Below are 16683 nucleotides of genomic sequence, written 5' to 3' on the forward strand. Positions count from 1 at the left end.
CAGCGTTCAATCTGAGCCATGATCAAACTCTTCAATTAAAAATCGTTTGTGATGTATTCGAAGATAACATCTGCTCAATGAATTCTGTCGTGATACCAACCGAAGTTGATATCGCATTACATAGTCGCTACCTACCTAACTTTCGTTAAGTAACTATATTTATTTGCATGAACAGTTTTCATTAAGCGTTGTTGTTCTCCCGAAGGAAAACTTATAAAACAGCTTAATGTGAGTGTTCACACAAATTGCATGATAACTAATTGTTAAAGAATCTTACTATTAAGTAGTAAGGAGCAACTAATCACATTCGTTAGTTGCTTGGCTTCGTTGCTGTTGCTCCGAAGCAGGATGCGTATCATACGCTCCCGAGTTTTGATGTCAACGTTTATTTTAAAGTATTTTAAAAACATTTTAAAAGTTCACGTTAAGTTAACAGATTTACCTTAAAAGGTAAGAGATAACCTATCAAAACAGTTCGTTGATGGTTCATTTTGCGTGAACCCCTTGGAACTGGAGCGCATTATAGAGATTTCAGTTTGTTGGTCAACCTTTTTCTTTCGAAAAAGACTAATACTTTCAGTTATGCGTTTGTTTGCACAGAAAATAAACGCATAATAATAAAAATCATATAAATGTGCCTAGTAATCATTAAGAGTGAGTATAAGGTAAGTGAATTATCACTTACCTTATACTTTATTTTAGCGTAAAAATATTAACGTAAGCTTACTCGGTAGAGAATATAAGCTCCCCATCGAGAACACTTACCTCAATAATACTGCCTTTAGCAAATTCATTACCAAGAATTTTTTGTGCTAATGGGTTTTCAAGACTTTGCTGAATAACACGTTTAAGTGGTCTTGCACCAAAGAGCGGATCAAAGCCAACAGCAGCAATAAGTGATAAAGCTTCATCATTTATGACTAAATTAAGTCCTTGCTCTACTAGTCTATCGGTCAACTCTTGAATTTGTATTTTAGCAATTTTCTTAATTTGATCTGCCACCAATGGGTGAAATACCACTGACTCGTCAACACGGTTAATAAATTCAGGTTTAAAATGTTGCCCTAATATACTCATGACCTTTGCTTTCATTTCTTCATAGCGACTATCGCCAGCATATTCTTGAATAATGTCTGCACCAATATTGGAAGTCATGATAATAACGGTATTTTTAAAGTCTACGGTTCTGCCCTGCCCGTCTGTTAAACGTCCATCATCAAGTACTTGTAATAAAATATTAAAAACATCAGGATGTGCTTTTTCTATTTCATCAAGTAAAATAACAGAATAAGGTTTTCTGCGTACCGCTTCAGTTAAGTAACCACCTTCTTCATAACCAACATACCCAGGAGGTGCTCCCACTAAACGTGATACCGAATGTTTCTCCATAAACTCTGACATATCAACACGAATAAGTGCCTCTTGAGAATCAAATAAAAACTCAGCCAGTGATTTAGTTAACTCAGTTTTACCAACACCTGTTGGCCCTAAAAATAAGAAGGAGCCTATAGGTTTTTTAGGATCACTTAAACCTGCACGAGAGCGTCTAATCGCATTAGACACGGACGTTACCGCTTCATCCTGACCAATAACATTCTCGTGTAAGTTATCTTCCATATGTAATAATTTATCACGCTCCTGCTCCAACATTTTAGCAACAGGTATACCGGTAGCACGACTGAGCACTTCGGCTATTTCAACATCGGTAACTTTATTAGCTAATAATGTCATCTCTTGCATTTCTGCTTGGCTAGCTAAATCTAATTGTTTTTCTAACGCAGGTAATGTTCCATACTGTAATTCGGACATACGATTTAAATCGCCTGTTCTTCTCGCAGCCTCAAGTTCAAGTCGCGCTTGCTCGAGCTCTTCTTTTATAGTGTGAGCACCATAAAGCGCTGCTTTTTCTGTGGTCCAAATTTCATCTAATTCATCATACTTTTGCTGATTATCTGTAATTTGTTGAGAGATAATGTCCAAACGCTTAATAGACGCTTCATCATCATCTTTTTCTAAGGCTTTTTGTTCAAGCTTTAATTGAATTAAGCGTCGCTCAAGTCTATCAAGATCTTCTGGTTTAGAATCCATTTGTAAACGAATACTTGAAGCCGCCTCGTCAATTAAATCAATCGCTTTATCCGGTAATTGTCTATCACTAATATAGCGATGCGATAATGTTGCCGCCGCGACAATGGCCGGGTCAGTAATATTTACTGAATGATGTAATTCATAACGCTCTTTTAAACCACGTAAAATAGCAATGGTATCTTCAACACTTGGCTCTTCAACTAACACTTTTTGAAAACGTCGCTCTAATGCAGCATCTTTTTCTATATACTGGCGATATTCATCAAGCGTTGTAGCACCAACACAGTGTAGGTCACCTCGAGCTAAGGCAGGTTTTAACATATTACCCGCATCCATGGCACCATCTGATTTACCCGCACCGACCATAGTATGCAGTTCATCAATAAAGAGAATGACTTGCCCTTCTTCTTTTGCTAATTCACTTAACACCGCTTTTAAACGCTCTTCAAATTCACCTCGATATTTAGCACCAGCAATTAACGCCCCCATATCCAGTGATAAAACGCGTTTATTTTTTAAACCTTCCGGTACTTCATGATCAACAATGCGTTGCGCTAACCCTTCAACAATCGCTGTTTTACCAACCCCCGGCTGACCAATAAGTACCGGATTGTTTTTAGTACGTCGCTGTAATACTTGCAAGGTGCGACGAATTTCATCATCTCGACCAATAACAGGGTCAAGCTTGCCCTGCTCTGCCAACTCAGTTAAATCAATCGTATATTTATTTAAGGCTTGACGAACATCTTCTGCATTTTGATCATCCACTTTTTGACCGCCCCTAACGTGTTCAATTGCAGATTTTATACGCTGTTGATTTGCCCCCAAGTCAGTAAGGATTTTCCCTAATGTGCCTTTATCCTCAATAGCCGCCAGTATAAACATTTCTGATGAAATATATTTGTCCGACATTTTTTGAGCATGTTTATCACAAAGGTTTAAAATACGACCTGAGGAAGCTGATAATTGTACATCGCCAGCACTGTCTTCTACTTGAGCAAGCGAGTTTAACGCCTCATCAAGTTTTTGACGTAAAGAGAGTACATTGATACCCGCACTTTTTAATAGTGCGATAACTGAATTACCATTTTGGTTTATTAACGCCATCATTAAATGAATGGGTTCAATGAACTGATGATCTTTACCAAGGGCAAGTGATTGCGCATCGGCAATAGATTCTTGAAATGATTGAGTAAAACGATCTAACCGCATTATAATATCTCCTAGCCAATTAGGTGAGTATGCACTGAATACACAGCGATTACATACTTACTATATAGTCTAATGTATAAGGCTGAAATATTATTTTTCAATGCTGATCAACAATATCATTGATATAGATCAATAGTTTTCGTTAATCATGATGTTTAGGCTAATTGACTGAATTGAGGTTTAGCTAAAATGTGAAGTGAGGCTTTAGCTAAGATTTGAAATGAGAGCTTAGCTAACAACTTAACGACGGCAAATAATAGTCGCCATGCGTCCAGTTACTTTTTCTTTTCGATAAGAATAGTATTTTTCTGTTTGCTGATAGGTACATTCCTCAAGTGCAGCAACTGCCGTAACGCCTAAAGAGGCTAATTGTAATCGCGCGATTAACTGAAGATCAGCAAGATATTTACCATTAGCTTGCTTTAAAAAAGCAGTATGAAACATCGGGTTTAGTTCCACAAAGGCTTGCTTAACTTCACCACCTATTTCAAAAGCACTATGACCAATACACGGGCCAAGCCAAGCAATAAGGGCTGTCGGTTTACTGTGCATTTTATGAATTGTTTTAGCAATAATATTACCCGCTAACGGTCGCCACCCACCATGGATTGCCGCAACTTCCTTACCTTCATTATCGGTTAATAAAATAGGTAGGCAGTCTGCCGTCATTATCGCTAACGCAACATTTTTCTCACGGGTAATACTGGCATCAGCAGTTATTGGATGATCATTAACCGCAGTGACTTCAACAATGTCACTACCGTGTACTTGCTCAAGCCACTGAATTTTTATGGTTTCAATAGCTTGATTATCAACTAACCGTTGCTGGTTAATAAACTGTGTAACAAGCTGACGATTATGGTTAACGCGCTCAGCGTTATCACCAACATGTAACCCTAAGTTAAAGTGATGATAAGGTGTTTTTTCAGCACAGCTTTTTTTTTGTGCATCTAAGGTCGCCACATCAAAACCAGCACGAGTAGTTTGCACAGCAATCACTTTATTAGCCAGCGACTGTGCTAAATTACTCGGCCATTTTACCCGCTCAAAAGCAGCGTTGGTAAAGTTAACGTTTTGGTTGTTACAAGTATTCGTCTTGAGCATTAAGCTTACTGTCTTCTTGTAGTAACTCAACTAGTTCAACAAAATCTTCTGGCAAGTCTGCATGCCAAGTCATTTCTTCGCCTGTTATAGGGTGGAACAGAGACAACATAGCGGCATGTAATGCTTGACGCTTAAAGTTACGTAGCTTCATTAATAATGCTGGTGTGGAATTTTTTGGTGGACGAGGACGACCACCATAAACCGGGTCGCCAACAAGTGGATGGGTAATATGCGCCATATGAACACGAATTTGATGTGTTCTACCCGTTTCTAAACGTAAGCGTAAACGAGTATGTAAGCGGTATTTTTCCATCACTCGGTAATGTGTTACTGATGGTCGACCCACAAAAGAGACTGTCATTTGCGTACGTTTGGTAGAATGACGTCCAATAGGTTCATCAACTAGTCCACCAGCGGTCATTATCCCGTTTGCTATCGCTTCATATTCACGAGTTATCTCACGTAACTGTAGAGCTTCAACGAGATTAGTTTGTGCTGCTATTGTTTTAGCAACTACCATTAAGCCCGTAGTGTCTTTATCAAGACGATGCACAATACCAGCACGAGGTACTACATTAAGTTCAGGACAATGATGTAATAAAGCATTAAGTACCGTACCATCTGGGTTACCAGCGCCAGGATGAACAACTAACCCAGCGGGCTTATTTATCACTAAAATATGCTCATCTTCATAAACAATATTTAAGGGAATATCTTGTGCTTCAAAACGTATTTCAGCTTCAACCGTGGCATTGATGTCAACCGATTCGCCACCATACATTTTCTCACGAGGGATGGTTAGTACTTCTCCATTGACTTGTACTTTTCCGGCTAAAATCCACTCTTTTATTCGCGAACGTGAATAATCAGGAAACATTATCGCTAATGCTTGGTCAAAACGTTTACCTAAACATGACTCAGGCACTATATCTTTATGTTGGATGATTTCTGACATTAAATTCTCTTTTAACAGGTTATAAACCTAGCGAAATAATCAAATTACTATTTGCACTGTGCAAGGTAAGATTGCTAGGGTAGAATGCATATTCTTAAATATACTTAAATATAGAAGCATTTTACCCGTTTACGTGGTCGTTTGATATTTATTTTAATTAAAACAAAGTAGCGATAATACATTTCATGGCAAAATTTACAGTAAAAATTATTTTAACCGTTCTGGTATTGGCTCTTACGGCGTGTTCATCTTCTGAAGATGATATAGAAAAAGTACCAGATAAGTCAGCTCAGGCTTTATTTGTCGATGCACGATTTGCTCTTGATAATGGTTTATATCAAAAAGCTATTCAGATACTTGGCGCCATTGATTCACGTTTTCCGTTTGGCCCAATATCTCACCAAGTACAACTCGATTTAATCTATGCTTATTATAAAAGTGGCGATGCTGCACAAGGTATTGCGTTAACTGATCGATTTTTGCGTTTAAACCCTAATAATTCAAATATAGATTACGTGTATTATATGCGCGCACTCATTAACCTCTCTACCGAAGAAAACTTGTTTCAAGATATGGCTGGCATTGACCGTAGTGATCGCGACCCTGAAGCATCACGAAGTGCCTTTAGAGACTTTAAAAGTATCATAACTCAATTTCCAAACAGTAAATATGCTGCTGATGCACGTAAACGTATGATTTCAATTAAGTCTCGATTAGCGCAATATGAGGTTGCCGTTGCTCAATATTATATAAAACGTGAAGCCTATGCTTCAGCAGCCAACCGTGGTCGTTATATCGTTGAGTATTTTTCACCTAGTCCAGAAGTAGAAACAGCATTAGAAATAATGATTGAATGTTATGATAAATTAGCACTACAAGACTTAAAGCGTAATGCAATGCTAGTTCTTGCCGCTAACTATCCAGATAATTCATTAGTGAGCTCAGAGCTCGTTTATTAGCAAAATAGCTCCATGAATAGCTAACCGATAATAACGCGTAACAAACATAAACGTTAAAAAAGCTAAGTCACTGTAGTGATTTAGCTTTTTTATTGGCAGTTTTTATTGAACTTAGTGTCTACTTAAGTAAGACTCTCAGCGATAAATACTTAAATTGCGGCACCATTTTCTTCACCCGTTCGAATACGGATCACACGCTCTACATCCGTGATGAAAATCTTACCATCGCCAATTTTTCCAGTTTGAGCGGTTTCTAAAATAGCATTAACACAGCGCTCTACATCTTCTTTCGCTATAACAATTTCTAATTTTACTTTAGGTAAAAAATCAACCATATACTCCGCACCACGATACAACTCTGTATGTCCTTTTTGGCGGCCAAAGCCCTTAACTTCAGACACTGTCATACCCGTAACACCAATTTCACCTAAAGCCTCTCGTACATCATCCATTTTAAAAGGTTTAATAATCGCTTCAATTTTTTTCATCTATATTGCTCGTCGGTTAAAGTTAAGTTTATTTCTATTATAAAGTTATTACAGCGTGTTTATTACTATTTAGCAATATCCAATTAACTTTTAATTTTGTTAAACTACTAAGTCATTTATACTTTAAGCCTTTTGTGCCTCACTAGGAAGTCCCATGGACCAGCAAACCATTACTGCCGAAATTATTGCCGAAATGAAAGTGTTACCTAACATTGATATTACCTTTGAAATACAGCGCCGAGTTGCTTTTATTAAAAAGAAACTCCTACAGTCTGGACTCTGTAACCTAGTGTTAGGGATAAGTGGCGGAGTTGATTCCTTAACTTGTGGTCGCTTAGCTCAACTTGCTATTAATGAGCTAAATGAGCAACATGATAATACTACTAAATACCAGTTTATCGCCGTACGTCTACCTTATGGCGTTCAAGCTGATGAAGAAGTCGCGCAGCAAGCGCTAGACTTTATTCAACCTACGTATTGTTTAACGACTAATATTTTAGTGGGTACCGATGGTATTCATCAAGAAGTTGTCCAGGCAATGAGTAAAGCCGAAATTTTAACCGCAAGTGACGCCAATATAGACTTTTCCAAAGGTAATGTTAAAGCGAGAGCGCGTATGATGAGCCAATACCATATTGCTGGCATCGTGGGCGGTTTAGTCTTAGGGACTGATCACAGTGCAGAAAATATTACTGGCTTCTTTACTAAATGGGGTGATGGTGCTTGTGATTTAGCACCTCTTTTTGGCTTGTCAAAAAGACAAGTAAAAGCTATTGCTACAACCTTAGGCGCACCAAGCGATTTAGTTGATAAAACACCAACAGCTGATTTAGAAGAACTTGAGCCAGGTAAAACAGATGAAGACGCTTTAGGTATTACTTACGATGAATTAGATGATTTTTTAGAAGGTAAGCAAGTTACGAGTGCCGTTCGTGAACACATAATCAATATTTATAAAAAAACACAACATAAAAGACAAGCAATACCTACAATTTACAACTAACAACACGTAATAGACACTATAAAAGCCTATTGCTAAGGTATGTATAAACAGTATTGTCCGTTCGCTAAATCCATTTTTATTAGCTATGATTTATTATCTGATCAGCAAATAAAAATGGATTTTTTATGCATCATACTCATCCACAGTTACCTCACTTTCCCTCAGAATTTATCATAGCGCCTGTTGCTAATCATCAAATAGGTATGACTTTGATTAAACTGATGGTGAGCATAGTTATTGTCGCTTTACTTACCACTATCGCCTTGCCAAATTTTAATCACTTTATTGTACAATTACGCGTAGACAATGAAATATATCGTCTCACCCGTTTATTACTTATCGCGAGAAATCACGCTATTAGTAGTGAAGACAACGTTATTATTTGCCCCTTAACAACTGATGGTGTCTGTACGGTAAATTGGTATGAAGAGCTTAGTGTCTTTGTTGACACTAATGGTAACAAACAGTTTGATAGCGCAGATAATGAGGTCGTTATTGCGACAAAAAGTCGGGTAACATCAGGCGACATCTTAACATTTGCCAAAAACAGAGATAAAATAACTTATCAGGCTACTGGACATTTATTTGGCTTAAGTAATGGCACCTTAAAATATTGTCCACAAGGGCATAAAAAGAAATCAAGAGCGATTGTTGTCGCACGTTCAGGCAGGTTTTATGCAACAGCAGATAATAACAATGATGGTTTTGATGAAACTCGCAGTAATCAAAAGATAGAGTGTGATTAAGGCGTTTTGTCTGTAAGTTATTTTACCGATATAAAAAAACCAGCGACTTAGCTGGCTTTTTACTTTTCTTACGCTAGAGAGCGTCGCTTAAAGAATCAATTACTGAGCGACTTTCACGCGGATTTTATTTTTAGCCACTCTAGTTTCATGTAAACTAGCTAAAGCTGCTTTGGCTTCTGTATCATTAGGCATGACAACAAAGCCAAACCCCTTAGATTTAGCAGTAGCGCTATCTAAAACTAAGCTACATTCTGTAACTGAGCCATGAGCAGAAAATAAAATACGAAGCTCTTGCTCCGTTGTAGAGCGAGAAAGGTTACGAACTAAAAGTTTCATAATAAACCATTAAATTGTTATTTATCGTCAATTATCTCACAGTTTGCTAATAGACCAAGAGATATTATGCATTTAAGTTAAAGTTTTTCGGTCACATCTAGGCCTAAAGTGATCTGCTTATTGATCTGCTTATAAAGTAAGAGAAGCGGTAAAAATAATCGCCAAAATATCAATAAGCTCTCATAAGCTCTAATGATGTATTAATATTTTATTGTGTCTTTATTGATTTAAATCTTTCAATACAACAAGTAGATGAGGTATATATATAGTAGCTTACTATCCTACTGAGGCATAAATTTGTATGTTCAAATTTAAAAAAATCAATCACAAACTCGTTTTTACATTTTTATCACTGTCGTTAATCCCCCTTATACTTTTTGCTATTATCAGTATAAATATTGCAAAAGACTCAATAGAATCACAAGAGTTTCATCAATTAGAATCCATTAGAGAGACTAAAAGCTCACAAGTTGTTAACTATATTGCTTCGTTAAAAGCGAGTTTAGAAGTATTACATGGCGACCCTTATGCTTCAGAAGCGTTTAATGCTTTTAATCAAGCAATGCTCTCAGGGGGAATTAAGAGCCAAGCATGGCAACAAGCTGATAAGCAATACGCTAGTCGTTTTCAAAAGATTAATGACATTAATGGTTGGTATGATCTGTTTTTTATTAATTTGCAAGGCGATATTGTCTTTTCTGCCAAACATGAGCCTGACTTAGGAATGAACATACCGCAATCTTCCCTCAATAAAACCAGCATAGGTGAAGCTTTTAAGAAAGCACAACAACAACGTGGTGATAACGATATATCGGTTAGTGATTTTAAACCCTACCCACAGTCTGATGATCAACCTGCCGCTTTTATGATAACAAAGCTTATTAACTCAAATGGCCAGCATAGCGGTTATATAGCCTTACAGTTTCCCATCAATATTATCAGTAAAATAATGAATCAGCGAGATGGTATGGGTGTATCAGCAGAAGCTTACCTGGTAGGTGAAGATAAGCGTATGCGCTCAGACTCATACTTAGACCCTAAAGGTCGTTCAGTTATTGCATCCTTTGCCGGTGATATAAATACAAATGGCGTAAATACCTCTGCAGTAAAGAGTGCATTTAATGGCGAAATAGCCAGTGGCATCATTAACGATTATAACGGGAACCCAGTATTATCTTCTTTTACCACGATAGACGTAGGTGATTTTAAGTGGGCACTTATTGCTGAAATTGATCAAGCAGAGGCTTTTGAAACTGCAGATCAGTTAATGCATATATCGGCGATTATCGTTGTTATTGTCTCGGTCATTATTAGCTTTATTGGCGTACTAATAGCAAGAAATATTAGTCGTCCTATTGTTCAAGCCGTGTCAGTAGTACAAAGTGTCTCCGCAGGTGATTTAACCGTAACAGTTATTGTAGATCAACATGACGAATTAGGCTTATTACAGCAAGCGATGCAGGACATGATAGCTAAGTTAAAAAATATGATTCAGCATATTTCTATCTCAGCCGATCAACAAGCAACCGCTTCTGAAGAGTTATCAAGCATTACCGAATTAACTAATACCAACGTATCTCGCCAACATCAAGCAACAGAGCAAGTTGCCACGGCAATCAATGAGATGAGTATGTCGATTGATGAAGTAACCAGTAATACATCTGAAGCGTCAAGCGCCGCAGATACGTCAACAAAATTAGTACATATTAGTTCTATTGCGGTCAATGAAACAATACAACAAATTATACAATTGTCAGAAGATATCACTAACTCCAGAGCGCTCATTGACGAGGTACAAGCGGGTACAAAAGATATTGCTAATATTTTAGTGACCATTAAAGGTATTGCCGATCAAACAAACTTACTTGCCTTAAATGCTGCCATAGAAGCAGCTAGAGCAGGAGAGCAAGGACGAGGCTTTGCTGTAGTTGCTGATGAAGTAAGAAACTTAGCACAAAACACGCAAAATTCTACCGTAGAAATAGAAAAAATGATTAAGTCATTAGAGCTCAACGTAAGTGCGGCAACCAGTTCAATGATTGCAGGTACCGAGCAAGCGCAACGCATTGTTGATAAAACTAATGAAGTAACACATTCATTAGCAGAAGTTGAAGCCTCGGTAGCCATGATCTCTGACATGAATATTCAAATATCTACGGCGACACAACAACAAAGTGCTGTCGCTAGAGATATAAATCAACAAGCAACTGAAATCAGTAATATTTCAATTGAGACCGGTGCCAGTACTAAAGAAATATCTGCTGCCAGTGAAGAGTTAGCCGCTTTAGCTGTAGAGCTTACTGAGCAAGTAAAAGCATTTAAAATCTAACTGTGTAGTACTGATACGGGTTATAAAAAAACGACTCATAGTGTTACAGCTAAATTCAGCAGATATAGAGTAAAAAAGCCCTAGCGTTCTCAATCTGCTAGGGCTTTTTTATGGTTCGTTTATAGACCTATGGTCACTATCGCTAGTCTTGCTGCTCTGCTTTAGCAATTTTATTAGCAATCGCTTGTGGTGAACCGGTATTACGGCATAACCAATAATAAGCCCCAGGTACAATAAACAAGGTAAATATACTGGCTAATGACACGCCAGCAAAAATCACAACGCCAATGACCATTCGACTTTCAGAACCAGGACCAACGGCTAATACTAACGGAATAGCACTGGTGACTGTAGTAAACGTAGTCATCACAATAGGACGCAAACGTTGTTTCGACGCATTAATTAATGCGTCTTCAAAAGGAATGCCTTTATCACGTAATTGGTTAGCAAACTCGACAATTAAAATACCATTTTTTGCCGCTAAACCAATTAACATCACAATACCTATTTGACTGTAAATATTTAACGTCATTCCCATAATTTCTAAACCAGCAAGCGCACCAACAAGCGCCAGCGGTACTGTAAGTAAAATAACAAAAGGGTGAATAAAGCTTTCAAACTGTGCGGCTAAGACCAAATAAGTAATTAACAGCGCAAGTAAGAAAACAAACAATATTGAGTTACCCGATTCTTTTAGCAATAATGACTCACCTTTGTAGTCAATTTGCACATGTTCAGGGAGTTTATTTTGAGTGACATCAACCAGAAAATCTAACGCGTCACCTAACGCATAACCATCCGCCAAATTCGCCGTTATCGTAATACTACGTAAACGGTTATAACGATTAAGTCGTGACGATGTCGCATTTTCATCAATATTGAGTAAGTTAGCGAGTGGAATTAATTTTTCAGTCGTCCTAGAACGCACATAAAGGTTATTAATATCCGAAGGACTTTTAAATTGCTCTTCATCCCCTTCAACAATCACATCATACTCTTCGCCACGATCAACAAAGGTAGTAACACGACGTTGACCTAACATTGTTTCAAGAGTTTGCGCAATATCACCTACTGGCACACCTAAATCATAAGCACGTTCGCGGTCTATTTGCACGAGTAGTTGTGGATAGGTTTCTTGGTAATCGCTATTAATGTTAGATAAGTTAGGGTTCTTTTGGGCTTGTGTTATTAAAATATCACGCCACTGAGCAAGCTCTTCATAGGTATTACCTTGTAAGACAAAAGACACCGGCTCATTGCTGCCACCACTGCCGCCAATACCACGACGCATAATAGCAAAAGCACGTACATCGGTAATACTTTGCATATCTTTGTTTATTTTATTAATAGCACTAAAGGTATCAATGCTACGTTTATCCCATTCAGGTAAGCCGACAATAGCAATACCACCACTACCGCCAAAGCCTGGAACACGCACTATCACACGCTCTAACTCGCCAGCGACTTGATAACCTAAAAGCTTATCTTCAATTTTATGCATATTTTTAACATTATTTTCATAACTTGCGCCCTCCGCACTTTGCATAATTAAGAAGAAGTTCCCACGATCTTCTTTAGGCGTATATTCAGAAGGAAGTTTATTAAACAACAAAAACACCGCAGCTAATGATAAGCCTACCACCAGAACAATCAATAAGGGTTGGTGAATACTACTAGCCAATGCCCTGCCATAAGAGGCTTCAAAACGCGCAAAAGCTCGGTCTAATTTTTGTCCAAAAGAAGAACTGCGTTCTCGGTGTTTTAACATTTTTGAGCACAGCATTGGCGTTAATGATAATGCGGTTAAACTTGAAAAAATAACCGCTGCAGCAATAGCAATAGCAAATTCGGTAAACAAACGCCCCATATTACCCGATAAAAAGACCAAGGGTACAAATACCGCAACCAATACTAAGGTGGTTGCCACAACAGCAAAAGCAACTTCTCTGCCGCCTTCATAAGCGGCCATTAAAGGCGTTTGACCATTCTCAATACGTCGATAAATATTTTCTAACACAACGATGGCATCATCAACCACCAAACCAATGGCCAGCACTAACGCCAATAACGTTAATAAATTAATCGAGAAACCAAACCAAGATAACGCCATCATCGATCCAATTAACGCAACCGGTACAGTAACTGCTGGAATTAAGGTAACTCGTACATTTCCTAGGAATAAAAAGATAACCAGTACCACCATTAACATCGCGATAATTAATGTGTTATAAACTTCATCAATAGACCCTTGAATAAAAACTGACGAATCATAACTGTTGGTAATTGTCGTACCTACAGGCAAGGTGCCGCGAATAGCAAGCATTTCTTTTCGTGCTGCTTTAACAACCTCTAAAGTATTACCTTTAGATTGTTTAAGCACCCCCAAGCCAACCATATTTTTACCGTTACCACGGAACATGTTTTCATCGTCTTCAGCACCAATAAAAACCTCAGCAATATCACCTAAACGCACCACTGACTTACTCGGTGAATTACTGTCTGAGCTTGGTTTTGAGTGACTAATAACCATATTGCTAAAGTCTTGCTCTGACAAATAGCTACGCTCTACACGAATAGAAAAATCTCTATCAATAGATTCAATACGCCCTGCGGGTAATTCAATATTTTCTTCACGTAAAGTTCGCTCAATATCTTGCACGGTAATATTGCGAGCAGCCATTGAAGCTCGGTTAAGACGTATTTTCATTGCATAAGTTCGACCACCACCTACTCGTACACGAGCGACACCATCAACAACAGCAAATCGGTCAACAATATAACGGTTAGCATAATCAGTCAGTTGTAAGGTACTCATGGTGTCACTTTGCAATACAAACCAAACAATAACATTTTCGTCATCGTCTGCTTTAGAGACTTCAGGAGGATCAGACTGTTCAGGTAAATTGTTTAAAGCTCGGGAGATACGATCACGGACATCGTTGGTCGCAGCATCAATATCACGATCTAAGTTAAATTCAATAGTAATACTTGATCGCCCAACACGACTAGTAGAATTAATGGTTTTAACACCCTCAATTCCACTGATTCTATCTTCAAGCAACTGTGTTATTTTGGTTTCAACAATGGCAGCTGATGCACCTGGATATGAGGTACTAATATTAACAATAGGTGGGTCAATATCAGGGTACTCTCTTAATGGCAGCATTAAAAAAGCGACAATACCAAAGGTAATAATAAGTAAGTTAATGACGGTAGCAAAAACCGGTCTTTTAACCGATAAATCAGATAAAATCACTCGCTTTTGCTCCCATCTTCAGTCGTTTCTTTAATGGCTTGCCCAATAATACTCACGGCAGAGCCATCACGTAGCTTAAGCGCACCTTCGACAACCACTTGCTCGTTTTCAACTAAACCCGAAATAACTTCAACCATACCTGGGTGACGTCGACCTATTTCAATGCTTTTACGGACTGCTTTTTCTTCATTAACAACAAAAACGTAATGTTTATCTTCAATGGGGATAATAGCACTTTCAGGTAATTGCAGTATTTTCTCTACTTGCTGTAATACATTAATATTGATCAACATACCTGGGCGCAGTTTTAAAGCTTTGTTGGCAATAATGGCGCGTACTTTAATACTACGAGTGCTTGAATCAATACGGCTATCAATAGCAGTAATCTTGCCAATAAAGTTTCTATCTCGATAAGCACTATTAACAGCAGTGACTTGTTGACCCACATGAATATTGGTCAATAAACGTTCAGGAAGGTAAAAGTCTACTTTGATCACACTTAAGTCATCTAAGCTGGTGATGACATCGCCTGAATCAATATAAGCGCCTTTACTGACTTCTCGAAAACCAAGCACACCAGTAAATGGTGCTCGAATCGTTAAATCATTTAATTTAGCGCTTGCACTCGTAAGTTGCGCTTCAATCGCTTTTGTTTTTGCTTCTTGTTGATCAACTAACGACTTGGACGTAGCACGGCTAGAAAGTAATTCAGTTAAGCGCTTTAAATGTGCTTGCGACTCTGACAAGTTTGCGCTTAGCTCATTAACTTTTGCTATCTCTTCTTGATTATTTAGCTTAACTAACATCGCGCCTTTGTTAATAAGTTGTCCATCATCAAAATAAATTTCATCAATAACATCAGAATACTTACTGGTAATAATGACTTGCTCATTGGCTCTAGCAGTACCAACAGCTTCAACACTTTCAATAAATTCCGCTATTACCACTGGTACCATTTTAACAGCAACAACACGCTTAAAGTTACTATTTTTCTGCTCAGCGGCTGGCCACTGTAGATAACTAATTAACACAACAAGCGTGATCACTAACATGATTAAAGGTAATCGACTAGCTAGGGTGGGCTTATTTTTTGTCGTTGTAGATACAAACTTATTTTGCATAAAAATTCTCTGGTAGCATATTGGCAATGAAGTATAAACAGTATATTTGTACACCAACACTATAACCTATAGCCTACTTAATAACATTTACCTAAGGGGTAACTTAGCTTAAAATATTAGCCACTTAACGCAAATTAATGTAAAAAATCCAAAAGAGACGTCCCTTTGAATAAACTCGCCGTATTAGCCTTGACTTTGTTATTATTCTTTAGCGCTATGCTCTGGTATCTCGCCGAGCAATCATTAAATGATTACCTCAAAAGCCAAGTTGTTTTACAAAGCCATTATTATAGCGCAGAACAAGCACAGCTCATTGATGCCAACTTTTCAAATACCACGGGCATTGCTAGCTTCACTCATTTTTCTCTCAATAATATTGACGGATTTGCTGAACCCTTAGTGCTAAAAGCAAACAAAATAACGGCGCAATTAGCACCAACGCCTACTAAGCAACTTGAAACTCCAAGCTTACAAAAAGAAACAACAACCATTATTCAAGTTAAACAACTGCATTTTGACCATGTACACGCTTGGTCCGAAGTGACGTCAAGTGACACTGGCGAGACTAACTTAGCAATACTATATACAAAAATTAAGACCCAACTTGCTCTCGATTACCCAGCGTTATATCCACAAACAAGCGCTAAACTATATGCTAAAAAGTACCCTGAACGCAGTGAAAAAATCGCCTTAGCTGCACTAGGTACAGCACCAATAGCAAAACCTGTTGAAACCAACCAAGCAATCATAGCGTCAAATGAAACTAAGCAAAAAAATCGCCTGTTAGGTAAAGCGAGTACTCGAGTACTAATTAACGCTGTAATGATTGATAGATTAACCTTAACCATGCGACAAGGTAACCAAATCATCAGTAAAGACTTCAGCAACATAGCCTTAGGTAATATTGGTGGTGACAATGGTTTAGCAAGTAATCAATTAGGTGGTGAGTTATTGAGGAAGTTACTAGCCAAACTTATAAGTTTAGAGAACGCTAATGTACTCTCGACTACAAACCTTAACCAACTTAAAAATCAGATAACTCCTAACTAACTTTTCACTAATATAGATCAAAATTATAACTAGTGT

At 37.9% G+C, this 16683-nt stretch carries 12 protein-coding genes; 5 read left to right on the plus strand and 7 right to left on the minus strand.

What is annotated here, in order from left to right; all coding sequences use genetic code 11:
- Positions 1–723: 723 nt before the first annotated feature.
- The 3 genes from clpB to rluD all read right to left on the minus strand — a co-directional run bounded on the left by clpB (position 724) and on the right by rluD (position 5359).
- Positions 724–3300, minus strand: a complete 2577-nt coding sequence (gene clpB, locus FCS21_RS00005; protein ID WP_138619939.1) for an ATP-dependent chaperone ClpB — start codon at positions 3298–3300, stop codon at positions 724–726.
- Positions 3301–3540: 240 nt separating this feature from the next.
- On the minus strand, positions 3541–4404 hold the full coding sequence (pgeF, locus tag FCS21_RS00010) for a peptidoglycan editing factor PgeF (protein WP_138619940.1): 864 nt from the start codon (positions 4402–4404) through the stop codon (positions 3541–3543).
- Positions 4382–5359, minus strand: coding sequence for a 23S rRNA pseudouridine(1911/1915/1917) synthase RluD (gene rluD / locus FCS21_RS00015; protein ID WP_138619941.1), 978 nt, complete (start codon positions 5357–5359; stop codon positions 4382–4384). The genes pgeF and rluD overlap by 23 nt, the downstream gene beginning before the upstream one ends.
- 185 nt (positions 5360–5544) lie before the next feature.
- Here rluD and FCS21_RS00020 point away from each other — a divergent pair, with 185 nt between their 5' ends.
- The gene (locus tag FCS21_RS00020) at positions 5545–6318 is read left to right on the plus strand and encodes an outer membrane protein assembly factor BamD (RefSeq protein ID WP_138619942.1); all 774 of its coding nucleotides are present in this window, start codon (positions 5545–5547) and stop codon (positions 6316–6318) included.
- 149 nt (positions 6319–6467) lie between these two features.
- Here the strand turns inward: FCS21_RS00020 and glnB are convergent, their stop codons facing one another.
- Complete coding sequence (glnB, locus tag FCS21_RS00025; protein WP_138619943.1) at positions 6468–6806, minus strand: nitrogen regulatory protein P-II; 339 nt, start codon at positions 6804–6806, stop codon at positions 6468–6470.
- 154 nt (positions 6807–6960) lie between these two features.
- Between glnB and nadE the strand changes: the two genes are divergently transcribed.
- Positions 6961–7809 (plus strand): NAD(+) synthase, encoded by an 849-nt coding sequence (nadE, locus tag FCS21_RS00030; protein ID WP_138619944.1) that lies wholly within the window; start codon positions 6961–6963, stop codon positions 7807–7809.
- Positions 7810–7934: 125 nt separating this feature from the next.
- A complete protein-coding gene (locus FCS21_RS00035; RefSeq protein WP_138619945.1) occupies positions 7935–8555 on the plus strand; it encodes a GspH/FimT family pseudopilin in 621 nt (206 codons plus the stop codon).
- A gap of 99 nt (positions 8556–8654) precedes the next feature.
- On the opposite strand, the gene FCS21_RS00040 is transcribed toward FCS21_RS00035, so the two are convergent.
- The gene (locus tag FCS21_RS00040; RefSeq protein WP_138619948.1) at positions 8655–8891 is read right to left on the minus strand and encodes an RNA recognition motif domain-containing protein; all 237 of its coding nucleotides are present in this window, start codon (positions 8889–8891) and stop codon (positions 8655–8657) included.
- 301 nt (positions 8892–9192) lie between these two features.
- Between FCS21_RS00040 and FCS21_RS00045 the strand changes: the two genes are divergently transcribed.
- Positions 9193–11220 carry a methyl-accepting chemotaxis protein gene (locus FCS21_RS00045; protein ID WP_138619949.1) on the plus strand — a complete coding sequence of 676 codons (2028 nt, stop codon included), beginning with the start codon at positions 9193–9195 and terminating at the stop codon, positions 11218–11220.
- 142 nt (positions 11221–11362) lie between these two features.
- On the opposite strand, the gene FCS21_RS00050 is transcribed toward FCS21_RS00045, so the two are convergent.
- Together FCS21_RS00050 and FCS21_RS00055 are read right to left on the minus strand one after the other, a co-directional pair.
- Complete coding sequence (locus tag FCS21_RS00050) at positions 11363–14476, minus strand: efflux RND transporter permease subunit (RefSeq protein WP_138619950.1); 3114 nt, start codon at positions 14474–14476, stop codon at positions 11363–11365.
- A complete protein-coding gene (locus FCS21_RS00055; protein WP_138619951.1) occupies positions 14473–15597 on the minus strand; it encodes an efflux RND transporter periplasmic adaptor subunit in 1125 nt (374 codons plus the stop codon). The genes FCS21_RS00050 and FCS21_RS00055 overlap by 4 nt, the downstream gene beginning before the upstream one ends.
- 165 nt (positions 15598–15762) lie before the next feature.
- On the opposite strand from FCS21_RS00055, the gene FCS21_RS00060 reads away from it, so the two are divergent.
- Positions 15763–16647, plus strand: a complete 885-nt coding sequence (locus FCS21_RS00060) for a hypothetical protein (protein WP_138619953.1) — start codon at positions 15763–15765, stop codon at positions 16645–16647.
- The last annotated feature ends 36 nt before the right edge of the window (positions 16648–16683 follow it).

Source organism: Colwellia ponticola (genome assembly GCF_005885605.1).
GTDB classification, from domain to species: Bacteria; Pseudomonadota; Gammaproteobacteria; order Enterobacterales; family Alteromonadaceae; genus Colwellia; species Colwellia ponticola.

Coding starts and splice junctions, on each gene's coding strand:
- clpB (WP_138619939.1), bottom strand. CDS start 3,300: ATGCGGTTAGATCGTTTTACTCAATCATTTCAAGAATCTATTGCCGAT.
- pgeF (WP_138619940.1), bottom strand. CDS start 4,404: ATGCTCAAGACGAATACTTGTAACAACCAAAACGTTAACTTTACCAAC.
- rluD (WP_138619941.1), bottom strand. CDS start 5,359: ATGTCAGAAATCATCCAACATAAAGATATAGTGCCTGAGTCATGTTTA.
- FCS21_RS00020 (WP_138619942.1), top strand. CDS start 5,545: ATGGCAAAATTTACAGTAAAAATTATTTTAACCGTTCTGGTATTGGCT.
- glnB (WP_138619943.1), bottom strand. CDS start 6,806: ATGAAAAAAATTGAAGCGATTATTAAACCTTTTAAAATGGATGATGTA.
- nadE (WP_138619944.1), top strand. CDS start 6,961: ATGGACCAGCAAACCATTACTGCCGAAATTATTGCCGAAATGAAAGTG.
- FCS21_RS00035 (WP_138619945.1), top strand. CDS start 7,935: ATGCATCATACTCATCCACAGTTACCTCACTTTCCCTCAGAATTTATC.
- FCS21_RS00040 (WP_138619948.1), bottom strand. CDS start 8,891: ATGAAACTTTTAGTTCGTAACCTTTCTCGCTCTACAACGGAGCAAGAG.
- FCS21_RS00045 (WP_138619949.1), top strand. CDS start 9,193: ATGTTCAAATTTAAAAAAATCAATCACAAACTCGTTTTTACATTTTTA.
- FCS21_RS00055 (WP_138619951.1), bottom strand. CDS start 15,597: ATGCAAAATAAGTTTGTATCTACAACGACAAAAAATAAGCCCACCCTA.